The sequence below is a fragment of the Streptomyces sp. NPDC092369 genome (genome assembly GCF_044755245.1).
GTDB lineage: Bacteria > Actinomycetota > Actinomycetes > Streptomycetales > Streptomycetaceae > Streptomyces.
The window spans coordinates 1024966-1048818 of the sequence record NZ_JBIVQP010000002.1; the positions used below are offsets into that span (position 1 = coordinate 1024966).

General features: G+C 71.0%; 15 protein-coding genes. 3 read left to right on the plus strand and 12 right to left on the minus strand.

From position 1 onward, the window contains the following. Positions 1–33: 33 nt before the first annotated feature. A complete protein-coding gene (locus tag ACIQI8_RS14315; protein ID WP_402349013.1) occupies positions 34–2073 on the minus strand; it encodes a SpoIIE family protein phosphatase in 2040 nt (679 codons plus the stop codon). Between the two features lie 102 nt (positions 2074–2175). Between ACIQI8_RS14315 and ACIQI8_RS14320 the strand changes: the two genes are divergently transcribed. Both ACIQI8_RS14320 and ACIQI8_RS14325 read left to right on the plus strand, forming a co-directional pair. After that, complete coding sequence (locus ACIQI8_RS14320) at positions 2176–6339, plus strand: HAMP domain-containing protein (RefSeq protein ID WP_402349016.1); 4164 nt, start codon at positions 2176–2178, stop codon at positions 6337–6339. Positions 6340–6351: 12 nt separating this feature from the next. Continuing rightward, a complete protein-coding gene (locus ACIQI8_RS14325) occupies positions 6352–6924 on the plus strand; it encodes a two-component system response regulator (RefSeq protein ID WP_402349019.1) in 573 nt (190 codons plus the stop codon). Positions 6925–6928: 4 nt separating this feature from the next. Here ACIQI8_RS14325 and ACIQI8_RS14330 read toward each other — a convergent pair whose 3' ends face one another. After that, the gene (locus ACIQI8_RS14330) at positions 6929–8803 is read right to left on the minus strand and encodes an AMP-dependent synthetase/ligase (RefSeq protein ID WP_402349022.1); all 1875 of its coding nucleotides are present in this window, start codon (positions 8801–8803) and stop codon (positions 6929–6931) included. A 225-nt stretch (positions 8804–9028) separates the two neighbouring features. Beyond that, positions 9029–10903, minus strand: a complete 1875-nt coding sequence (gene lepA, locus ACIQI8_RS14335; protein WP_402349025.1) for a translation elongation factor 4 — start codon at positions 10901–10903, stop codon at positions 9029–9031. A gap of 220 nt (positions 10904–11123) precedes the next feature. Here lepA and rpsT point away from each other — a divergent pair, with 220 nt between their 5' ends. Then, positions 11124–11390, plus strand: coding sequence for a 30S ribosomal protein S20 (rpsT, locus tag ACIQI8_RS14340; protein ID WP_123999906.1), 267 nt, complete (start codon positions 11124–11126; stop codon positions 11388–11390). A 200-nt stretch (positions 11391–11590) separates the two neighbouring features. On the opposite strand, the gene holA is transcribed toward rpsT, so the two are convergent. The 9 genes from holA to leuS all read right to left on the minus strand — a co-directional run bounded on the left by holA (position 11591) and on the right by leuS (position 23676). Further along, positions 11591–12580 carry a DNA polymerase III subunit delta gene (gene holA, locus ACIQI8_RS14345; RefSeq protein ID WP_402349029.1) on the minus strand — a complete coding sequence of 330 codons (990 nt, stop codon included), beginning with the start codon at positions 12578–12580 and terminating at the stop codon, positions 11591–11593. Positions 12581–12679: 99 nt separating this feature from the next. After that, entirely contained in the window at positions 12680–12925 is a 246-nt protein-coding gene (locus ACIQI8_RS14350; RefSeq protein WP_123999908.1) for a hypothetical protein, read from the minus strand. A gap of 39 nt (positions 12926–12964) precedes the next feature. Then, complete coding sequence (locus ACIQI8_RS14355; RefSeq protein WP_402349032.1) at positions 12965–13846, minus strand: YceI family protein; 882 nt, start codon at positions 13844–13846, stop codon at positions 12965–12967. Between the two features lie 96 nt (positions 13847–13942). Beyond that, a complete protein-coding gene (locus ACIQI8_RS14360) occupies positions 13943–14920 on the minus strand; it encodes an arylamine N-acetyltransferase (protein ID WP_402349035.1) in 978 nt (325 codons plus the stop codon). Positions 14921–14924: 4 nt separating this feature from the next. After that, on the minus strand, positions 14925–17510 hold the full coding sequence (locus ACIQI8_RS14365) for a ComEC/Rec2 family competence protein (protein WP_402349038.1): 2586 nt from the start codon (positions 17508–17510) through the stop codon (positions 14925–14927). Further along, the gene (locus tag ACIQI8_RS14370; protein ID WP_402349041.1) at positions 17507–18580 is read right to left on the minus strand and encodes a helix-hairpin-helix domain-containing protein; all 1074 of its coding nucleotides are present in this window, start codon (positions 18578–18580) and stop codon (positions 17507–17509) included. Before ACIQI8_RS14370 ends, ACIQI8_RS14365 begins: the two co-directional genes overlap by 4 nt. Before the next feature lie 219 nt (positions 18581–18799). Further along, positions 18800–19645: a DegV family protein gene (locus ACIQI8_RS14375; protein WP_402349044.1), complete on the minus strand. Its 846-nt coding sequence runs from the start codon at positions 19643–19645 to the stop codon at positions 18800–18802. A 198-nt stretch (positions 19646–19843) separates the two neighbouring features. Beyond that, positions 19844–20578, minus strand: coding sequence for a hypothetical protein (locus ACIQI8_RS14380; RefSeq protein ID WP_402349047.1), 735 nt, complete (start codon positions 20576–20578; stop codon positions 19844–19846). Between the two features lie 209 nt (positions 20579–20787). Further along, positions 20788–23676: a leucine--tRNA ligase gene (gene leuS / locus ACIQI8_RS14385; RefSeq protein WP_402349050.1), complete on the minus strand. Its 2889-nt coding sequence runs from the start codon at positions 23674–23676 to the stop codon at positions 20788–20790. Between the last annotated feature and the right edge of the window lie 177 nt (positions 23677–23853).

Sequence of the window (23853 nt, forward strand, 5' to 3'; positions counted from 1 at the left end):
CAGGTCCTTGTCCGACCGTGTCCTGGACGCCGCTCAAGCCTGTTCCGCCTGTTCCGCCTGGAGCACCAGCAGCGCCAGGTCGTCCTCCGGTGGCCTGCCGCCGAACTCGTGGACCAGGCGTCGGATGCGCTCCGCGATCAGCTCGGCGCTCAGTCCCGCGCAGCCGGCGAACGCCGTCGCGAGGCCGTCGGCATCGTCGAACTGGCGTAATCCTGAACGCCGTTCGGTCACGCCGTCGGTGACGCAGAGCAGGGTGTCGCCGGGGCGCAGTTCGAAGGTCTCGCTGGTGTACGTCTCGTCCTCGATGACACCGAGGAGCGTCTGCGGGCGCGCGGCCGTGCACACGCTGCCGTCGGGGCCGAGCAGGAGCGGGAGCGGGTGTCCGGCGGAGGCGAGGGTGCAGCGCACTCCGCCGTCGAAGGGTGCCAGCTCGCCGTAGAGGAGGGACAGGAAGCGGGTCTGCGGGCCGTCTCCGGGGCCGGGAGGTCGGACCAGGGCCCGGGCGGCGGCGTCCGCGGCCTCCGTGGCGTCGTCGAGGAGGAGGCGGTTGAGGCGGTCCAGGACGTCGGCGACCCGGTAGCCCTCGCGGGCCAGCAGCCGCAGCCAGGGGCGGGCGAGACCGATGACGACGGCGGCCTCGGGGCCCTTGCCCTGGACGTCGCCGACGGCGAAGCACCAGCGGCCGTCGCCGGCCGGGAAGAGGTCGTAGAAGTCGCCGCTGGGGCCGCCCTTGTCGCAGGGCTCGTACACGAGGGCGCTGCGCACGCCGGGGATCTCGGCGACGGCGACGGGCAGCAGGCCGCGCTGCAGGACCCGGCTGATGGTGGCCTGGCGGGCGTACTGGCGGGCCGCGCCGACGGCGAGCGCGACCCGGCGGCTGAGGTCCTCGATCAGCCCGGTGACCTCGTCGGGGAAGCGCAGGAGTCCGGCCCGCCCGATGACGAGCGTGCCCAGCGGACGGCCGCCCGCGATCAGCCGGTACGCGAGTGCCGTGCCGTGCGGGCCGAGGGCGTCCTCGGGCCAGGGATAGCCGGCGGGTCCCGACCGGGAGGTGTCGGCGGGGTGCGGCGGCTCCTTCTCCAGGGCCCGGCGCAGGTCCTCGATGCGGTTCTCGCTGCCGTGCCAGACACGGGCGAGCCGCAGCCCGGTGCCGCCGCTGCCGTCGGCCCAGCCGCCGCGCCCGGTCGCCTCGTCCTCCAGCCAGACCGCGCACCAGTCGGCCAGCCGCGGCACGATCAGCTGGCCGGCGAGCGCGGCGACGAGGTTCTCGTCGAGCTGTCCGGCCAGCAGGTCGGAGGCCTCGGCGAGGAAGGACAGGGCGCCGCGGTCCAGCCACTCGCGGTCGTACTCGGCGCGCAGGGGCTCGGGGGCGAGGATCTCGGCGGCGTCCAGGCCCTGGGTCACGGCGTGCCGGCCGGTGTACTCCTCGATGCCGTCCGCGGCCGTGGTGCCCTCGGCCGACAGCCGCGCCCAGACCGTCTTGGCGCCCCTGCGGTAGGTGACGCCCCAGGACGAGGCGAGCGTGGCGACCAGGCGCAGCCCGCGGCCGTGCTCCGGGGTCTCGTGCGGCCCCGGCCGGTCCGGGTCGCGGGGTGTCCGGGAAGGGTCTGCGTCGCGGGGTGCGCGGGAGGCGTCCGGGTCGCGGGGCGCGCGGGAGGGGTGGTGGTCGCAGACCTCGACGACCACGTCACCGTTCGCCTCCTCCAGCCGGCACGCCACCTCGACGTCGGTGCCGGCATGCACGACGGCGTTGGTGACGAGTTCGCTGACCACGACCACGGCGTCGTCGGCGAGCCGGTCGGTGAGGTGTTCGGTGCCGGGCAGGGCGACCTCGGCCCATTCGGTGAGGGCTGCGCGCACGATCGCGCGGGCGCTGCCGGGCGCGAGGGGGCTACCGGGGAGCGCGGCGGACTTCTGCGCGCGCGGGCGCACACCGCCCGAGCGCTGCTCCAGGCTCCCGCGCTGCTCCCCGCTCCCGCGCCTCTCCGCGTTCCCGCGCCCCTCCGCACTCCCGTGCGCGGGCGCATCGGAGGCGCGGAAGGCGGTCTCCCGTTGCGTCGGAATGGCCCCCATCGACAGCTCCCGGAACGGTTCGCACGAATACACCTCGGCAGACGTCGACAGAGTGACAGACTGGCCAGGCCCATAAGCGCCGAGTTACCGAAGTGGGCCGCCATGAGTGAGAACAGTGGTACGCGTGTGCTCGAAGACGGTCAGAATCCGGAACAACTTCGAGCATCGGAGCTGCGCCCGCTGCTCGCCGCGATGATCGCGGCCCGGGACGGTGACTTCACCAAGGTGCCGGAGACCGGCCAGGGGCTGGTGGCCGAACTGACGGCCGCCTTCAACCAGATCATGGACCGCAGCACGCACTTCAACTCCGAGGTGCAGCGCGTGAAGCGGGAGCTGGTGCGGCACGGGCGGCTCGACGAGCGGGTCAGCGCCAGTCCGGGTCAGGGCGCCTGGACCTCCCGGGTCAACGACGTGAACCAGCTGCTCGACGCCCTGGTGGCGCCGGCGGCCAACGCCACGCGGGTGCTGGACGCGGTGGCCGGCGGCGATCTGACCCAGCGGGTCGATCTGCACGACGGCAGCAGGCAGTTGCGCGGGGACCTGCGCCGCCTTGGCCGGGCCGTGAACAAGATGGTGGACCAGCTGTCGCTGTTCACCGGCGAGGTGACGCGGGTCGCGCGCGAGGTGGGCACGGAGGGACGGCTGGGCGGCCGGGCCAAGGTGACGGGCCTGTCCGGCAGTTGGCGTGATGTGACCGAGGCGGTCAACACGATGGCGTCCCGGCTGACCGCGCAGGTGCGGGACATCGCCCTGGTGACGACGGCGGTGGCGCGCGGCGACCTGACCCGGACGGTGACCGTCGAGGCGACCGGTGAGCTGCTCGAACTGAAGCTGACCGTGAACACGATGGTGGACCAGCTGTCCGCCTTCGCCGACGAGGTGACGCGCGTGGCGCGCGAGGTGGGCACCGAGGGGCAGTTGGGCGGGCGGGCCCAGGTGCGCGGCGTCTCCGGCGTCTGGAAGGACCTCACCGACAACGTCAACTTCATGGCCTCGAACCTGACTTCACAGGTACGGAACATCGCCCAGGTGACGACCGCCGTGGCCAACGGCGACCTGTCGCAGAAGATCACCGTGGACGCGCAGGGCGAGATCCTGGAGCTGAAGTCGACCATCAACACGATGGTGGACCAGCTCTCCGCCTTCGCCGACGAGGTGACGCGCGTGGCCCGCGAGGTCGGCACCGAGGGCAACCTCGGCGGGCGGGCCCAGGTGCGAGGCGTCTCCGGCGTCTGGAAGGACCTCACCGACAACGTCAACTTCATGGCGGACAACCTGACGTCGCAGGTCCGCAACATCGCCCTCGTCTCCACCGCCGTGGCCCAGGGCGACCTCGGCAAGAAGATCACGGTCGAGGCGAAGGGCGAGATCCTGGAGCTGAAGTCCACGATCAACACGATGGTGGACCAGCTCTCCGCCTTCGCCGACGAGGTCACCCGCGTCGCCCGCGAGGTCGGCACCGAGGGCAACCTCGGCGGCCAGGCGCAGGTGCGCGGCGTCTCCGGCGTCTGGAAGGACCTCACCGACAACGTCAACTTCATGGCCCTGAACCTGACTTCACAGGTACGGAACATCGCCCAGGTGACCACGGCCGTGGCCAACGGCGACCTGTCGAAGAAGATCACGGTCGACGCGCGCGGCGAGATCCTGGAGCTGAAGGACACCGTCAACACGATGGTGGAGCAGTTGCGGGCCTTCGCCGACGAGGTGACCCGCGTGGCCCGCGAGGTCGGCACCGACGGCCGACTGGGCGGCAGGGCCCAGGTGTTGGGCGTATCCGGCGTGTGGCGGGACCTGACCGACAACGTCAACTACATGGCCGACAACCTGACTTCACAGGTACGGAACATCGCCCAGGTCACCACCGCCGTCGCCAACGGCGACCTGTCGAAGAAGATCGACGTCGACGCGCGCGGCGAGATCCTGGAGCTGAAGACCGCCATCAACACGATGGTCGACACCCTGTCCTCCTTCTCCTCCGAGGTCACCCGGGTGGCCCGCGAGGTCGGCTCCGAGGGCCAACTCGGCGGCCAGGCACGGGTGGAGGGCGTGTACGGCACCTGGAAACGCCTGACGACGAACGTGAACGAACTCGCGTCGAACCTGACCACCCAGGTCCGCGCGATCGCCGAGGTCGCCTCCGCGGTGGCCCAGGGCGACATGTCCCGCTCGATCACCGTGGAGACCCAGGGCGAGGTCGCCGAGCTGAAGGACAACATCAACCTGATGGTGGCCAACCTCCGCGAGACGACCCGCGCGAAGGACTGGCTGGAGTCCAACCTGGCCCGCCTCGCCGCGCTGATGCAGGGCCACCGGGACCTGATGGAGGTCGCCGACCTGATCCTGCGCGAGCTGACACCGCTGGTGAACGCCCAGTACGGCGCGTTCTTCCTGGCCGACCCGGACGAGGACGGAGCCTCCCTGCACACCGCCGTTCCGGCGAAGGGACTGGCGTTCATCGCCGGATACGGGTCGGCACAGGGCGCGACCGTCGACACCGGCGGCATGCCGGTGCACGGCCTGGTCCGCCAGGCGGCCCGCGAGAAGAAGCGGATCCTGGTGGAGGAGGCCCCGCCGGACTACATCAAGATCAACAGCGGTCTGGGCGAGGCAGCACCGGCCAGCGTCGTCATCATCCCGATCCTCTTCGAGGACAAGCTCCTCGGCGTGATCGAGCTGGCCTCCTTCTCCCGCTTCTCCGACGTCCACCTGGCCTTCTTCGACCAGTTCGTGAACACCATCGGCGTCGCCATCAACACCATCATCGCCAACTCCCGCACCGAGTCCCTGCTCGGCGAGTCCCAGCGCCTGGCCATGCAGCTCCAGGAACGCTCGGACGAACTCCAGAAGCAGCAGGCGGAGTTGCAGCGCTCGAACGCCGAACTGGAGGAGAAGGCGGCCCTGTTGGCCACCAGCTCCCAGTACAAGTCGGAATTCCTGGCGAACATGTCGCACGAGCTGCGCACCCCGCTCAACTCCCTGCTGATCCTGGCCCGCCTGCTCTCCGACAACCCGGACGGCCATCTCACCGACCAGGAAGTCCAGTTCGCCACCACCATCCACCGCTCCGGCTCGGACCTCCTCCAACTGATCAACGACATCCTCGACCTGTCGAAGATCGAGGCCGGCCGGATGGACGTACGCCCCAAGAAGCTGCCGCTGATCAAGCTGCTCGACTACGTCCACGCCACGTTCCGCCCGCTCACCCTCGACCGGGGGCTCGCCTTCGAGGTGGCCGTCGGCGAGGACGTACCGCGCGAGATGTACTCGGACGAGCAGCGCCTCCAGCAGATCCTGCGCAACCTGCTCTCCAACGCGATCAAGTTCACCGCGACCGGCCGGGTCGAGCTGCGGGTGACCCGGATCAAGGACCCCGAGCACCGCTACGTCCGGGACAGCGGTGACGTCATCGCCTTCGCGGTCACCGACACCGGCATCGGCATCGCCGCCGAGAAACTCCCGGTGATCTTCGAGGCGTTCCAGCAGGCCGACGGCACCACCAACCGCAAGTACGGCGGCACGGGCCTCGGCCTCTCCATCAGCCGCGAGATCGCGGGCCTGCTGGGCGGCCGTATCGTCGCCGAGAGCCGGCCCGGCCAGGGATCCACCTTCACGCTGTACGTCCCCGTCGTCACCCCCGGCCACCCGGCCACCGTGGCGACCCCGGAGGACCCGGAGGTGTCGGTGCCGCAGCAGCTCTCGTCCGAGCCGATCCAGGCCACGCACGACACCGACGACTCATGGCCGGCGCCGACCAAACTGGAGGCGTGGAAGGCGGGCCGGGCCGGACAGGTCCTGCCCGGCAGGCGGGTGCTGATCGTCGACGACGACATCCGCAACGTCTTCGCCCTCACTCACGTCCTGGGCCGTGTGGGCATGCCGGTCCTGTACGCGGAGAACGGCCGCGAGGGCATCGAGACACTGGAGCGCAACCCGGACGTCGAACTGGTCCTGATGGACATCATGATGCCGGAGATGGACGGCTACGAGACCATCGCCGCCATCCGCCGCGCCCCCCGCTGGACCGGCCTGCCCATCGTCGCGCTGACCGCCAAGGCGATGCCGGGAGACCGCGAGAAGTCCATCGCGCGGGGCGCCAACGACTACGTACCGAAGCCGGTGGACGTCGACCAACTGCTCACCGTCGTCTGCGCGCTCCTCGATCCCGAGGGCACGGAGGAGGCAGAGCCCGATGCCGTCCCGGAGACCGCCGCACCGGGACCGGGCACGACAGGGGAAGCCACGGTCCCGCCGGACACCGAATGAGGCACAGTCACCATGAGCGCTGAGGCAACGACCGAAGAGCGCGCCAGCATCCTCCTCGTCGACGACATGGAGGACAACCTGATCGCCCTGGAGGCCGTCCTGGGGTCCCTCAACGAGCCGATCGTCCGGGCGCGTTCGGGCGAGGAGGCGATGAAGGCGCTGCTGCGCCGGCAGTTCGCCCTCGTCCTGCTCGACGTCCGGATGCCCGGCATGGACGGCTTCGAGACCGCCGCGAACATCAAGCGGCTCGACCAGACCAAGGACGTCCCGATCATCTTCCTGACCGGCGCGGAGGACGACTCCGGCTACGCCTTCCGCGGCTACGCCACGGGAGCCGCCGACTACCTGACCAAGCCCTTCGACCCGTGGGTCCTCAGGGCGAAGGTCAACGTGTTCCTGGACCTGCACCGCAAGAACGTGCAGCTGGAGCGGCTGTTGGCCCAGGAACAGGCCGACTACGTGCAGGTGAACGAGCGGTTGGCGCTGGTGGAGCGGGAGCTGGCCGGGGAGGATCCCGACCTGCCCTCGCTCCGCTCCAGGATCCGTGAGTTGCGTCAACTGGTCAGCAGAGGCCGCCCGTTCTGATCCGCTACGCCTCGCGAGAGCCCGCGTACATCTCGTCGATCAGCCCCTTGTACTCCCGCTCCACCACCGGCCGCTTCAGCTTCAGGCTGGGCGTGATCTCCCCGTGCTCGATGTCGAGGTCGCGCGGCAGGAGGCGGAACTTCTTGATGGTCTGCCAGCGCTGGAGACCCTCGTTGAGTTCCTTGACGTAACCCTCGACCATGGCGACGGTCACGGGCGCCGCCACGACCTCGGCGTAGGACTTGCCCTCCAGGCCGTTCTCCTTGGCCCACTCCAGAATGGACGGCTCGTCGAGGGCGATCAGCGCGGTGCAGAAGTTCCGGTCGGCGCCGTGCACGAGGATGTTGGAGACGTACGGGCACACCGCCTTGAACTGCCCCTCCACCTCGGCGGGCGCGATGTACTTGCCGCCCGACGTTTTGATGAGGTCCTTCTTGCGGTCGGTGATGCGCAGGTAGCCGTCGGGCGAGAGCTCACCGATGTCGCCGGTGTGGAACCAGCCGTCCGACTCCAGCACTTCCGCCGTCTTCTCGGGCAACCCGTGGTAGCCCTCCATGATGCCGGGCCCGCGCAGCAGGATCTCGCCGTCCTCCGCGATGCGCACCTCCGTGCCGGGCAGCGGCTTGCCGACCGTGCCGGTGCGGTACGCCTCGCCGGGGTTCACGAAGGAGGCCGCCGAGGACTCGGTGAGGCCGTAGCCCTCCAGGATGTGGATGCCGGCGCCGGCGAAGAAGTAGCCGATGTCCGGCGCGAGCGCGGCCGAGCCGGAGACGCAGGCGCGCAGGTTGCCGCCGAAGGCCTCACGGATCTTGGCGAACACGAGCGCGTCGGCGACCTTGTGCTTGGCGCCGAGCCCGAAGGGGACGGAGGCCGTGCCGGTGCGCCGGAAGTTGTCCTGGGCGGCCTTGGCGTACTCGCGGGCGACGTCGGCGGCCCACTGGAAGATCTTGTACTTGGCGCCGCCGCCCGCCCGGGCCTTCGCGGCGACCCCGTTGTAGACCTTCTCGAAGATCCGCGGGACGGCCGCCATGTACGTCGGCTGCACGACCGGCAGATTCTCGATGATCTTGTCGACGCGGCCGTCGACGGCGGTGACGTGCCCGACCTCGATCTGCCCGGACGTGAGCACCTTGCCGAAGACGTGCGCGAGCGGCAGCCACAGGTACTGCACGTCCTCGGCACCGACCAGACCGGTCGCGGCGATGGCCTTCGCCATGTACGACCAGTTGTCGTGCGGAAGGCGGACGCCCTTGGGGCGGCCGGTCGTACCGGAGGTGTAGATCAGCGTGGCCAGCTGGTCCTTGGTGATCGCGCCGACCCGCTCCTTGATCAGGTCCGGGTTCTTCTCCAGGTACTCGGCGCCGCGCTGCTCCAGCTCGGCGAGGGTGAGCACCCAGTCACCGGACTCGACGCCGGTCGGGTCGATCACGACCACGTGCGTCAGGTCGGGCAGCTCGGAGCGCCTGGCCACCGCCTTGGCGAGCTGCGCCGCGTCCTCCGCGATCAGCACCCGGCTGTCGGAGTCGGCGAGGATGAACGCCGACTCGTCCTCGTTGGTCTGCGGATAGACGGTGGTCGTGGCGGCGCCCGCGCACAGGATGCCCAGGTCGGCGAGGATCCACTCGACGCGGGTCGAGGAGGCGAGCGCGACGCGCTGCTCGGGCTGGACGCCCAGCTCGATCAGGCCGGCCGCGATCGCGTAGACCCGCTCGGCGGCCTGGGCCCAGGTCAGCGACTTCCAGTCGTCCGGGCCCTCGCCGGCGGCCGGCGGTACGGGGTAGCGGTACGCCTCGGCGTCCGGTGTGGCCGAAACGCGCTCCAGGAAGAGGGTCGCCACGCTCGGCGGACGGTTCTCGATCAGGGTCTGTGTGTCGCTCACGACATCCTCCGGGCCCGCGACAGTGCGGCGGCTGGCTCAAGTGCGGCTGTTGTTTAACTCGCGAGTAACTATCGAGCAGGGGATCAGAGTAAAGCGCGACCGGCCACCGCGTAAGAGGCGGTGGACAGCCACTTCCCACCAGGTGCGACGCCGGGCCACCGACCGAAGACGCCGGGCCCGCCACGCGGCAGCGCGACGGGCCCGGGAAATCGGTGCGGCGCGGGACTATTTCTTGCCCTTGCCCGATCCCGCGTTCTCGTCGCTGGACAGCACGGCGATGAAGGCCTCCTGCGGAACTTCCACGGAACCCACCATCTTCATCCGCTTCTTGCCCTCCTTCTGCTTCTCCAGAAGCTTGCGCTTACGGGAGATGTCGCCGCCGTAGCACTTGGCGAGGACGTCCTTGCGGATGGCACGGATGGTCTCGCGGGCGATCACCCGGGAGCCGATGGCGGCCTGGATGGGCACCTCGAAGGCCTGCCGCGGGATCAGCTCGCGCAGCTTGGCGACCAGCCGCACGCCGTACGCGTAGGCCGCGTCCTTGTGCGTGATCGCCGAGAAGGCGTCGACCTTGTCGCCGTGCAGCAGGATGTCCACCTTGACCAGACTGGAGTCCACCTCGCCGGTGGGCTCGTAGTCGAGCGAGGCATAACCCCGGGTCTTGGACTTCAGCTGGTCGAAGAAGTCGAAGACGATCTCCGCGAGCGGCAGCGTGTACCGGATCTCGACCCGGTCCTCCGACAGGTAGTCCATCCCGAGCAGGGTGCCGCGCCGGGTCTGGCACAGCTCCATGATCGAGCCGATGAACTCCGACGGCGCCAGGATCGTCGCGCGGACGACGGGCTCGAAGACCTTGTCGATCTTCCCCTCGGGGAACTCGCTCGGGTTGGTGACGACGTGCTCGCTGCCGTCCTCCATGTCGACCCGGTAGACCACGTTCGGCGCGGTCGCGATCAGGTCGAGCCCGAACTCGCGCTCCAGCCGCTCCCGGACCACGTCCAGGTGCAGCAGCCCGAGGAAACCGACGCGGAAGCCGAAGCCGAGAGCGGCGGAGGTCTCCGGCTCGTAGACGAGCGCGGCGTCGTTGAGCTGGAGCTTGTCGAGGGCCTCGCGCAGCTCCGGATAGTCGGACCCGTCCAGCGGGTACAGGCCCGAGAAGACCATCGGCTTGGGGTCCTTGTACCCGCCGAGCGCCTCGGTCGCGCCGTTGTGCAGCGTGGTGATCGTGTCACCGACCTTGGACTGACGGACGTCCTTCACACCGGTGATCAGGTAGCCGACCTCGCCGACCCCGAGCCCGTCGGCGCCGAGCATCTCCGGCGAGTTCGTGCCGATCTCCAGCAGCTCGTGGGTGGCGCCGGTGGACATCATCCGGATCCGCTCACGCTTGTTGAGCTGCCCGTCGATGACGCGTACGTACGTCACCACGCCCCGGTACGAGTCGTACACCGAGTCGAAGATCATCGCGCGGGCGGGCGCGTCGGCGACACCGACCGGCGCCGGGATGTCCCGCACCGCCCGGTTGAGCAGCGCGTCGACCCCGAGCCCGGTCTTGGCGGAGACCTTGAGCACGTCGTCGGGATCGCAGCCGACCAGGTTCGCCAGCTCCTCGGCGAACTTCTCCGGCTGGGCGGCCGGCAGGTCGATCTTGTTCAGTACGGGGATGATCGTGAGGTCGTTCTCCATCGCCAGGTAGAGGTTGGCGAGGGTCTGGGCCTCGATGCCCTGGGCGGCGTCGACGAGGAGGACGGTCCCCTCGCACGCGGCCAGCGACCGCGAGACCTCGTAGGTGAAGTCGACGTGCCCCGGGGTGTCGATCATGTTGAGGATGTGCGTGGTGCCCTTGTCGGGCCCCTCGGTCGGGGCCCAGGGCAGACGCACCGCCTGGGACTTGATCGTGATGCCGCGCTCGCGCTCGATGTCCATGCGGTCGAGGTACTGAGCGCGCATCTGTCGCTGCTCGACCACACCGGTCAGCTGGAGCATCCGGTCGGCCAAGGTGGACTTGCCGTGGTCGATGTGCGCGATGATGCAGAAATTGCGGATCAGAGCCGGGGCGGTACGGCTCGGCGCGGGCACATTGTCAGGGGTCGCGGGCACGCAGGGTCCTGTCTCTTGAGGCGCCTTGTGCCTCGGGTCGGATCGATACGTAGGCTCCATCGTCCCACGGGCGGCGACCTGGGACCGGTTTGGGCCATCCGGTGGGCCCCTGGTACCGTTGACAGCTGTGTCTCATGCCCTCTCAGCACGGGACACACCCAAGAAATCACCTGGCACGAGCCCCTCGCGGTCTCGTGCCTGAACCTGAAAAGGCTCATCAGTGGCGAACATCAAGTCCCAGATCAAGCGGATCAAGACCAACGAGAAGGCCCGGCTGCGCAACAAGGCCGTGAAGTCCTCCCTCAAGACCGCGGTCCGCAAGGCCCGTGAGGCTGCTGCCGCGGGTGACGTCGAGAAGGCCACCGAGCTGCAGCGCGCTGCCGCGCGTGCGCTCGACAAGGCCGTCTCCAAGGGCGTCATCCACAAGAACCAGGCCGCCAACAAGAAGTCGGCGCTTGCTTCGAAGGTCGTTGCCCTCAAGGGCTGACACATTGATGTGAACGCCGGAAGGACCCGGGCGGGCCCTCTCTCTCCGCCCCCGACCGGCACCTACGGACACCGCGCGCGACCTGCGTTCGCCACGCGGGCGCGGTTCCAAACAGCTTGATCCCGAAGGCCCCGGCCTCGCCCCTCTCGGGCGGACGCCGGGGCCTTCGGCATGTCCGGCCCGACTCCGCCGCAGGGTCCCTAACCGCGTCCCCTGGACCGAGCCGCCCGCGCGATGATCACGACCGCCTTCTCCAACGCGTACTCAGGATCGTCCCCGCCCCCCTTGACCCCCGCGTCCGCATCGGCCACCGCCCGCAACGCGACGGACACCCCGTCCGGCGTCCACCCCCGCATCTGCTGACGGACCCGATCGATCTTCCACGGCGGCATCCCCAACTCCCGCGCCAGATCAGCCGGCCGCCCGCCCCGAGCGGACGACAGCTTCCCGATCGCCCGCACCCCCTGGGCCAACGCGCTCGTGATCAACACCGGCGCCACCCCGGTCGACAACGACCAGCGCAACGCCTCCAACGCCTCGGCCGCCCGCCCCTCCACCGCCCGGTCGGCGACGGTGAAGCTCGACGCCTCGGCACGCCCCGTGTAGTACCGCCCGACGACCGCCTCGTCGATCGTCCCCTCGATGTCGGCGACCAACTGCGAGACCGCGGCCGCGAGCTCCCGCAGATCACTCCCGATGGAATCGACCAGCGCCTGGCAGGCCTCGGGCGTGGCCGACCGCCCCGTCGCCCGGAACTCGCTCCGCACGAAGGCCAGCCGATCCGCCGGCTTGGTCATCTTCGGACAGGCCACCTCCCGCGCCCCCGCCTTGCGCGCGGCGTCGAGCAGCCCCTTGCCCTTGACCCCGCCCGCATGCAGCAACACCAGGGTGATCTCCTCGGCGGGCGCCCCGAGATACCCCTTCACGTCCTTGATCGTGTCGGCGGACAGATCCTGCGCATTGCGTACGACCACGACTTTTCGCTCCGCGAAGAGCGACGGACTGGTCAACTCGGCGAGCGTGCCGGGCTGCAACTGGTCCGAGGTGAGGTCACGTACGTCCGTGTCGGCGTCGGCGGCCTTGGCGGCGGCCACCACCTCCTGCACGGCACGGTCGAGCAGGAGGTCCTCCTGGCCCACGGCAAGCGTCACCGGGGCGAGAGGGTCGTCTTCAGCAGTCTTCCTGGCCATTGCGACAAGCATGGCACGCGGCACTGACAGCGCCTGCCGACCACCATCCGCGCACTCTGCTCACGGCCACCGGGACCGGGACCGCCACCGCCTGCAGGCCTACGGCTCCTCGCGCCAGCCGTCCCACTCCCCGGCGAACGCGTCCAGCTCCGCCGGATCCAACCGCCCCGCCTCGTCCCGCAGCACCACCAGCCACTGCGCGTCCTCGGCATCGTCCTCACCGGCCAGCGCGTCCCGCACCAACCGCGGCTCCTCGGTCACCGCGAACCGCTCCCCGAGCGCCCGCACCGCCTCCTCGGCGGCATCGCGATCGGGCAGCACCAGCACATGTCTCACATCACTCACGGGCCCATTCTGCCCGCCGCCGCGCGCCGACCTCGCGCGTCAGGCCTTGCGCACGATCTGCACATCCAGCTCGATCCGAATGCTCGGCCCCACCACGGCGATCCCCCGCGCCAGCAACGTCTGCCAACTGACGGTGAAGTCATCGCGATGCAACTCGGTCGTGGCCCGGAAGGCCCCCCGCACCTCGCCCTCCATACCGTTGCCGAGGCCGAGGTACTCCGTGTCGAGGGTCACCGTGCGCGTCACCCCGTGCAGCGTCAGCGCTCCGGTCACGGCCCACCGGTTGCCGCCCTTGTGCACACACCGCTCGCTGTAGAACTCCAGCGTCGGGAAACGAGCCACGTCCAGGAAGTCCGCGGACCGCAGATGGTCGTCGCGCATCCGCACGTTCGTGTCGATGGACGCCGCGTCGATCACCACATGCATCGCCGACCGCCCCACCGGATCGGCGATCCGTATCGCCCCGGCGAAGGTGTTGAACCGCCCGTGGACCCGCGCCAGTCCGATGTGCCGCGCGGTGAAGGCGACCGAGGAGTGCGCCGGCTCGATGTCCCAGTCACCGGCCGCCGGCAGCTCCGGCGGCTGCGCCACCTGAAGGGTCACATCACCGAACGAGGCGAGCGTGCTCGCCGCGACGGTCGTGCTCGCCCGGTACGGCGTGAACCCCTCGGCCGACACCGCGAGCCGGTACTCCCCCGCCGGCACCGCGGTCACGAACGCCCCGAAGGGATCCGTCTCGCCGCTCACCACCTTGCGCCCCTGCGTGTCGCTCACCGCGAACTCCGCATGCGGCACCGGCTCGTTGACCGGATCGAGCACCCGGCAGCTCAGCACCCCCGCACTCGGCGGGGTCTGCACCGCCGCCAGGGGACTCGACCGTTGCACCCGGTTCGTACGGTTTCCAAGCCAGCGGCCGAACATCCACGCCACCTCTGCACGCCTCGACATCATTGTTGCCGAAGATACATTCGATCACTGTTGAGGCTTTCGAGGCAACTCGGGACCACATCGCGGTAATTAGCCATACTGGTCGGTTTTCCGCACAGTCGGCACACGGGCGAGCTCGATCCCGAACCGCTCCCGGTAGACCGCCAGCACCTCCTCGTCCGTCCCCAACTCCCGCTCCTCCCGCGCCCCGTCCCCACCCGTCACCTTGAAGGTGCGCCCACTGAGCGTGATCCGCCCACCGTCCTCCGTGACCCGCGAGCACACGAGCGACCGCGTGAAGTGCGAGTCGGGCGAGGTGCTGTGCCACCAGGCCCCGGCGACGAAGTCACGGAGCAGGCGGGGGCGCACCTCCATGCGGTACTGGGCCTCGCCGTTCCGCACGACGTCCAGGTCTCTCATCTTGGGGGCCCCTCCCCCCTCCCCCACCCCCTCCGCCCCCGCGCCCTCCCCCTCCGCCCCCGCGCCTGCCCCCGCCTCAGCGTCCGCGTCCCCCTCCGCGACCGCCTCCGCCTCCACCTCGACGATCCGGAACACGCCCCCGGGATCCGCCTGCTCCCCCCGCTCCCCGAACGCCAGCGGATAGTGGCTGTGCGCCCCGAACCCGACGTCGGCCAGCCACTCGCTCCCGTCCACCGTCCGCACCCGCAGCGCGAGATGGTCGTACGGGATCCCCAACTGCCCCTCGCCCCCGTGCACCCGCGCCGCCAGCAGCGTGACCTCGAAGCCGAGCGTGGTGAGCAACGCCCCGAACGCGCCGTTCAGTTCGTAGCAGAACCCGCCCCGCCTCGCCCCGACGACCTTCTCCACCAACCGCGCCTCCTCCAGCACGATCTCCTCGCCGAGATGAACCGAGAGGTTCTCGAACGGCACGGCCCGCAGATGCCGCAGATGCAGATCGCGCAGCAGGTCGACGGTGGGTGCGAGGGCCGGCCCGACGGCAGGGTCGACCGCGAGGTCGCCCGCGGACCCGCCGGCCGAACCACCGGCACCCGCCGGACGCTCGATCCCCAGTCGGCGGAGGTAGGCATCGATCTGCACAGATTCCATGCCCTCAGTCTCTCGCCACCCGCACCTCCTCGCCCGTCCCCGTGACCGCCAACGCTCCGTCCCGGTCGGTCCGCAGCACCACCGCGCCGAGGGCGTTCAGCGCCGCGACCGTGCTGGGGGCCGGGTGGCCGTACGTGTTGTCCGCCCCGACGGAGATCAGCGCCAGCCTCGGCGCCACCGCGCGTATCAACTCGGGATCCTGATACGCCGACCCGTGATGAGCGACCTTCAACACGTCCATGCCGGTCACCGACCCGCCCTCCGGTGATCTCAACAGCGCCTGCTGGGCCGGGGGTTCGAGATCGCCGAGGAGCAGGAGACGCAGTCCGCCCGACCGCACGAGCAGGGTGACGCTGGCGTCGTTCGGGCCGTCCGGGGCCGGCGCTCCGGGCGGCGGCGGCCACAACACCCGCCAGGACAACGGCCCGCTGCGCCGCTCCTCCCCGGCGGCGGCACTGGTGAGCGGAATGTGCCGAGCCGCCGCCTCCCTCCGTACGAACTCGACCTGGTCCGCCGGTTCCTCCAACCCCGTCGTCTCGATCGCCCCGACCGCACGCCCGCGCAGCACTCCGGGCAGCCCGGCCACGTGATCGGCGTGGAAGTGGGTCAGCACGACCAGCGGGATCCTGATGATGCCGAGCGTGCGCAGGCACCGGTCGACGAGCACCGGGTCGGGTCCCGCGTCCACGACCACCCCGGTGCCCTCACCCGCCGCGAGGACCGTGGCGTCGCCCTGGCCGACGTCGCACATCGCGAACCGCCAACCAGGCGGCGGCCACCCCGTCACCACCCTGGTCAACGGCGGCGGCTGCACCACGACCAGGACGAGCAGCACCCCGCACGCCCCGCACCACCACGGATGCCGCAGCAGCCATCGGCCGGCGAACAGGACGACCACCGTGACGAGGCCGAGCAGCGCCGCACCTCCCCAACTCCCCGGCCAGTCCACTCCCCCGCCGGGCAGCGCGGCCCCGGTGCGCGCGATTCCGGCGATCCATCCGGCGGGCCAACTCGCGCACCAGGCAAGCATCTTGGCCGGCGGCAGCGCCCACGGGGCCGTCGCCAGGGCCGCGAACCCCAGCACCGTCGCCGGGGCCACCGCCACCTCCGCGAGCAGGTTGCACGGCACGGCCACCAGGCTCACCCGCGCCGACAGCACGGCGACGACCGGCGCGCACAGCGCCTGCGCCGCGGCCGCAGCGGCAAGACCCTCGGCCGACCTCGCGGGCACCCCGCGCCGCCGCAGTGCCTCGCTCCAGCGCGGCGCGAGTGTGAGCAGGGCGCCGGTGGCCAGCACGGAGAGCAGGAAGCCGTAACTCCGGGCCAGCCAGGGGTCGTACAGCACGAGCAGCAGTACGGCCGTCGCGAGCGCCGGGATCAGCGATCTGCGGCGTCCGGTCGCCAGCGCGAGCAGCGCGACCGCCCCGCAGGCCGCCGCCCGCAGCACGCTCGGGTCGGGCCGGCACACGACGACGAACGCGAGAGTCAGGGCTCCGCCGAACAGCGCCGTCGTCCGCAGGGAGATGCCGAGCCGCGGGGCGAGCCCCCGGCGTTCCGCCCGCTGGGCCAGGCCCGGCGGACCGATGAGCAGCGCGAGGATGATCGTGAGGTTGCTCCCGGACACGGCGAGCGTGTGCGCCAGGTCCGTCTCCTTGAAGGCCTCGTCCAACTCGGGCGTGATCCGCGAGGTGTCCCCGACGACCAGCCCCGGCAGCAGCGCCCTGGCATCCGCCGGCAACCCATCCGTCGCCTCACGCAGCCCGGCACGCAACCGCCCCGCGAACCGTTGAGCCCCCGACGGCCCCTGCACCACCTGAGGCACGGCCTGCCCACGCACCCGCAGCACGCCCGCGACCCGATCGCCACCGACCAACGCCGGCACCAACCGCCCGACGACCCACAAGCGCGTGGAGGGCAGCACGCCCAGCCACGGCGACTGCGCCGGGCCGTCGGCGGAGGGCGCGGAGGGCGCCCCACCGGAGCCGCCGAGGGAAGACGCCCTGCCCTCGCCGGCGCCGACATCGACGATCACCAACACCGGCGCCCGCGTCCGCACCTCCGTCCCGCCCGCCTCCCGAACCCGCCGCACCTCCCCCTCGATCAGCACGGACTCCGGCACCGCGTGATCCCCCTTGATCCGAGGTCGGGTGAGCCGTGGATCGCCGGTGACCTCGACCTCGGCCCCGACGGTGGCGTACTGCCCCGCCAACCCGGGCACCGGTCCCCGCCGCACATCGGCTCCGTGCAGCCCGGCGGACAGCGCGGCCGCGGCGACGCAGAGCAGGACGGCGGCGGCCGATGCGCGCCGCCATGCCATGGCCTCGACCGTCCTGTTCCGACGCAGGAGCAGCAGTACGCCCGCCACGACAAGGCACCCGACAGTCACCCCCGTGACCCACCCCTGTGACGCGTCCAACATCAGCGCGGCCGTCGCCCAGGTCGCCAGCGCGGGCGGCACGAGCCGTAGATCGGTCGGCCCTTCCTGCCGGGGATGCGCATCACCGAGCCGTTTCCCGGAGGCGGCGTGAACGGCCGACCGCTCGAACTCCCCCCGAACCGCCGCCCGCTCATCGGGACCGGGCGCCCTCATGGCCGTACGAGATTCCGGAGATCGGCGAAGCGGCGGTCGCCGATGCCGTTCACCTCGCGCAGCTCGTCCACCGACCGGAAGCCGCCGTGCTGGGTGCGGTAGTCGATGATGTGCTGGGCCAGCACCGGCCCGACGCCCGGCAGGGTGTCGAGTTGGTCCACGGTGGCCGTGTTCAGAGCCACCGGGGCCGCGGGAGCCGCCCCCGCGGCCGAGCCGACCGACCCTCCACCCGCTGCTCCCGGCACCACGCCCGAAGCGGCAGCGGCGGCGGCCGGACCGCCGACGACCACCTGCTCCCCGTCCACGAGGAACCGCGCCCGATTGAGCCCGTCCGTACGCGTACCGGGCCGCACCCCACCCGCCGCCCGCAAGGCGTCCGCGACACGTGAACCGGCCGGCAGCCGATGAATCCCGGGCTCCCGAACCTTGCCGCTGACGTCCACCACGATCTCGGCAGCGGCACCGGCACCGGCACCGGCAACGCCCGCTACGTTCGACGCGCCGGCCGAACCCGCCACGTCTGCCGACCCTGATGGCGCGGTCTCACCGCTCTCCCTGCCCGCCCCCAACGGCGCGCCCGCCCGCACCACTTCAGGGGCCCGCACGGATTCCGTCCGACCGGTCCAGAAGTGCTGCACAGCGAACACGGCGGCGACCGCGAGCAGCGCCCCGAGCGCGATCACGCTCCGCCGCTCCAACCCGCACCGCGCCTGCACCCACAACGGCATCCGTTCCCGCAATGCCGGCCCGAGCCGCCCACGCCAGGCGTCCGAGTCTCCGGCGCCGGGATCGACAGGCACCGCCGCCGGCGCCGCAACCGACCGCGCCACCTCACCTTCGTCCCCCACCGGCGGTCCAGCCCCCGGCTCCCGCCAACCCTCCATACCGGCGCGCCCGGGAAACAACACCTCGGCCCGCCGCCGGAGTTCATCAGCCGACGCATGCCGCTGTCGGGCCCCGCCCCTGCCCCGGGCCGGTCGGCGGCGATGGCGGCTCCTGCCGTCGGAGGCAGGGCCGCGCCCCGGTCCGCTGGTCGGCGTCGCTGTGCGTGATCGTGATCGAAGTACCATGCGACGAGGATCGGACACCCGCCGCCATCGCGATGATCTTGCTCAATTCCCGGGGACCACCGCCCGGTTGTGGATAACTCCGCCACCCACACGGGTGAGCCTCAGCGTCACCGGCGCCCCGTCACCGGCGCCCCGTCTCCAGGGCCCCGTCACCAGCACCCCGCCACCAGCACCCCGCCACCGGCACCCCGCCACCAGTTTCCGACCACCGCTCCCACCTCACCGAGGCGAAACCACAGCCCCCAGCAACCCGGGCCCGGTATGCGCCCCGATCACCGCCCCCACCTCACTCACATGCAGATCCGCCAGCCCCGGCACCCGCGCCCGCAGCCGGTCCGCCAGAGCCGCCGCCCGGTCCGGCGCGGCCAGGTGGTGGACCGCGATGTCGACCTGCGCGTTGCCGGCCCGGTCGGCCACGATCTCCTCCAGGCGTGCGATCGCACGGGACGCCGTGCGGACCTTCTCCAGAGGTTCGATCCGGCCGCCCTCAAGCTTCAGCAGCGGCTTCACGGCCAGAGCCGAACCCAGCAGGGCCTGCGCGGCGCCGATCCGGCCGCCCCGGCGCAGATAGTCGAGGGTGTCGACGTAGAAGTAGGCGGACGTGCCGGCGGCGCGCTTCTCGGCCGCCGTGACCGCCTCGTCCACCGTGCCGCCCGCCTCCGCGGTCTCCGCGGCGGCGAGGGCGCAGAAGCCGAGGGCCATCGCGACCATCCCGGTGTCCACCACCCGCACCGGTACCGGTGCCTCGCGCGCCGCGAGGACGGCCGCGTCGTAGGTGCCGGACAGTTCGGCGGAGAGATGGAGGGAGACGATGCCGGTGGCGCCCGCTTCCGCTACCTTGCGGTAGGTCTCCGCGAAGAGCTGTGGGCTGGGGCGCGAGGTGGTGACGGGGCGCCGCTTCTGGAGCGCCTGGGCCAGCGAGCGGGTGGAGATCTCGGTGCCCTCGTCCAGCGCCTGATTGCCGAGGACCACCGTCAGCGGCACCGCTGTGATGCCATGACGCTCCATCGTCCGCGGCGGCAGGTAGGCCGTTGAATCGGTGACGATCGCGACATGGCGGGACATGAGCTGGAGGTTACCTGCCGTAGCGCCTGGGCGGCAGCCCGGGCCCGCTCACCTGGGCAGCCTTTGACCGGATCAAGTCGCGCACCCGGAACAGGCCGAGCATCCGGAACCACTCATGCACCCGGAACGACTCACGCTCCGGGAACAACCCGTGCTCCCGGATCATGTCGTGCTCCCGGATCAACCCGTGCTCCCGGATCAAGTCGTGCTCTCCGGGCGGGGCTTCTTCTGCCAGGGGTAGGTGGGGCGCCGGCCGGGCGGCGTGATCGCGGTCCGGGTCGGCTCCTCGGCCGAGCGGGCGGCGGGCGTCTCCGGCCAGGTCTGCTGCGAGGTGGCCGCGTCGGCGGCCGGGGCCTCGGGCCATGGCGTCGGGGTGCTCCGCGGCTCCGCCTTCGTCCAGTGCCGCAGGGCGCCGGCCTCCATGTCTATCTGGGAGCTCAGCGAGTCCAGGTCGTCCTCGGCGAAACGGTGCGCCCGGTCGCGGACCGCCCAGCGCAGCGCGTCGGCCGACTCCGTGATGCGCGCGGTGCGGGCGCGCAGGTCGGGCAGCCGCTGGGCGAGGGTGGCGCGGTCGGGGTCGGACTCCAGGCGCCTGAGCTCGCCGTCCAGCTCGTGGCCGTGCGCGCTGAGCCGCTGGAAGAGGGCGAGGGACTCCTTCAGGGACTCGTCCGCACTGGCACCCGCGCGCAGGGCGTCCTGGGTGGCGCGCATCGACGTACGCAGCTTGAGGCGCAGTTGGGCGACCTCGCCCGCCGGGCCGTGCTGGACGAACGTCTTGGCGCGCAGGGTGTGGTCCTCGACCGTGCGGCGGGCCTCGCCGATGGTGCGGTCCACGCCGCGCTTGGCGGCGCCGATCACCTTCACCGTCGCGTAGGCGCCGAGTACCAGGAAGAGCACGAAGAGCAGGGCGAGCACTGCGATCACGGCTTCCACCACTCCTCCTCCGGCGTCGCGACGGACGTCGCGCCGCTCTTCCACGGTAAACGCAAAGGGCAGGCCCGGAGTTCCAGAAAAACCCCGAACCTGCCCGTAGGGGACTACCCGGAGACGTACCCACGTCTCCTGTACCCACGCCTCACGCACTCACCGCTCCCACACCCGCCGGCACAGCGCCGAACGCGGCTCCGAACGCGGCTCCGGCCCTACGCCGGAACGATGTTCACCAGCTTCGGCGCCCGCACGATCACCTTGCGGATGCCCGCACCCTCCAGCGCCGCCACGACCTTCTCGTCGGCCAGCGCGACCTTCTCCAGCTCCTCGTCGGAGATGGACGGGGAGACCTCCAGGCGGGCCTTGACCTTGCCGCGGATCTGCACGACGCAGGTGATGGTCTCGTCGACGACGTACGCCGGGTCGGCGACCGGGAAGTCCTGGTGGACGACCGAGTCGGTGTGGCCCAGCCGGCGCCACAGTTCCTCGGCGATGTGCGGGGCCAGCGGCGCGATCAGCAGCACCAGCGGCTCGGCGATCGTCCGCGGCAGCGAACCGCGGGTCTTGGTCAGGTGGTTGTTCAGCTCGGTGACCTTGGCGATGGCTGTGTTGAAGCGCAGGCCCTCCAGGTCCTGGCGTACGCCGTCGATCGCCTTGTGCAGGGCGCGCAGCGTCTCCTCGTCGGGCTCGGCGCCGGTGACGGTGATCTCGCCGGTCGCCTCGTCGACGATGTTGCGCCACAGCCGCTGCAGCAGCCGGAACTGGCCCACCACCGCGCGCGTGTCCCACGGCCGCGAGACGTCCAGGGGGCCCATCGCCATCTCGTACAGGCGCAGGGTGTCGGCGCCGTACTCGGCGCAGATCTCGTCCGGAGTGACCGCGTTCTTCAGGGACTTGCCCATCTTGCCCAGCAGCCGGGAGACCTGCTCGCCCTGGTAGTAGTAGGCGCCGTCGCGCTCCTCGACCTCGGCGGCCGGGACCGCGATGCCGCGGCTGTCGCGGTAGACGAAGGCCTGGATCATGCCCTGGTTGTACAGCTTGTGGAAGGGCTCGGCGGAGGAGACGTGGCCCAGGTCGTACAGCACCTTGGACCAGAAGCGGGCGTACAGCAGGTGCAGTACGGCGTGTTCGGCGCCGCCGACGTACAGGTCCACGCCGCCGTGCGGCTGGCCCTCGCGCGGGCCCATCCAGTAGCGCTCGATCTCGGGGTCGACCAGCTGCTCGCTGTTGTGCGGGTCCAGGTAGCGCAGTTCGTACCAGCAGGAACCGGCCCAGTTGGGCATGGTGTTGGTCTCGCGGCGGTACTTCTGCGGACCCCGGCCGTCGCCCAGGTCCAGGGTGACGTTGACCCAGTCCGCGTTGCGCGACAGCGGCGTCTCGGGCTGGGTGTCGGCGTCGTCCGGGTCGAAGGTGCGCGGCGAGTAGTCCTCGACCTCCGGCAGCTCCAGCGGCAGCATCGACTCGGGCAGGGCGTGGGCGGTGCCGTCCTCGTCGTAGACGATCGGGAAGGGCTCGCCCCAGTAGCGCTGGCGGCTGAACAGCCAGTCGCGCAGGCGGAAGTTGACGGTGCCCTCGCCGATGCCCTTGCGGGCCAGCCACTCGGTGATGCGGGCCTTGGCCTCGGCGACGGGCAGGCCGTCCAGGGAGATGTCGTCGTTCGAGGAGTTGATGATCTTCGCGTCGTAGGACGCGAAGGCGTTCTCCCATGTCGACGTGTCGGTGCCGCGGCCGTCGGTGGGCTCGACGATGCAGGTGATCGGCAGCTCGAAGGCGCGCGCGAAGTCGAAGTCGCGCTGGTCGCCCGCGGGGACGGCCATGATCGCGCCGGTGCCGTAGCCCATCAGGACGTAGTCGGCGATGAAGACGGGGATCCGCTCGCCGTTGACCGGGTTGGTCGCGAACGCGCCGGTGAAGACACCGGTCTTGTCCTTGGCCTCGGCCTGCCGCTCGACGTCGGACTTGGCGCCGGCCTGCGCGCGGTACGCGGCGACGGCCTCCGTCGGGGTGGCGTGGCCGCCGGTCCACACGTCGTGCGTGGACTCGGGCCAGGCGGCGGGCGTGAACTTGTCGACCAGCGGGTGCTCGGGCGCCAGCACCATGTAGGTCGCGCCGAACAGGGTGTCGGGGCGGGTGGTGAAGACGGTGATGTTCTCGCCGTCCACGGGGAAGTCGACGCGGGCGCCCTCGGAGCGGCCGATCCAGTTGCGCTGCTGCAGCTTGATGGCCTCGGGCCAGTCCAGCTCGGTCAGGTCGTCCAGCAGCCGGTCGGCGTACGCGGTGATGCGCATGTTCCACTGGCGCAGCTTGGCCTTGAAGACGGGGAAGTTGCCGCGCTCGGAGCGGCCGTCGGCGGTGACCTCCTCGTTGGCCAGCACCGTGCCCAGGCCCGGGCACCAGTTGACCGGCGCGTCCGAGGCGTACGCCAGGCGGTACTCGCCCAGGATGTCGGCGCGCTCGACGGCGCTCAGGTCCTGCCACGCGCGCGTGGTGCCGTCGGCGCTCGGTACGGCGCGCTCACCGGTCTCGAACTGGGCGATCAGCTCGGCGATCGGACGGGCCCTGTCGGCGTCGGTGTCGTACCAGGAGTTGAAGATCTGCAGGAAGATCCACTGGGTCCACTTGTAGTACTCGGGGTCGATCGTGGCGAACGACCGGCGCCTGTCGTGGCCCAGGCCCAGCCGGCGCAGCTGGGACTTCATGTTCAGGATGTTGGACTCGGTGGACACGCGCGGGTGCGTGCCGGTCTGCACCGCGTACTGCTCGGCGGGCAGGCCGAAGGCGTCGAAGCCCAGGGTGTGCAGGACGTTGTGCCCGGTCATGCGCTGGAAGCGGGCGAAGACGTCGGTCGCGATGTAGCCCAGCGGGTGGCCGACGTGCAGGCCCGCACCGGAGGGGTAGGGGAACATGTCCATGATGTACTTCTTGGGCCGCGCGACGATCGCGGGGTCGCCGGCCAGGTCGCCCTTGGGGTTCGGCGCCGCGTAGGTGCCCTCGGCGTCCCAGAAGTCCTGCCAGCGTGCTTCGATGTCAGCGGCCATGGCGGCCGTGTAGCGGTGCGGCGCGGCTGCCTCGGCGGCGGCAGCGGGGTTCGTCTCGCTCATGATCCTCAAAGCTCCATCGATCGTCTCTGCCCGGCGGCTGTATCGTCCAGGAAACGAAAAATCCCCTCGCACAGGAGGGGATGCCGCGCCGATGCCGACCTGCCGGCTGTGGCGGTCGGGATTGATCAGCGCGGCTCGCTAAGCAGAAGGCGTACGGCACGCATGCGGTCAGAGTAC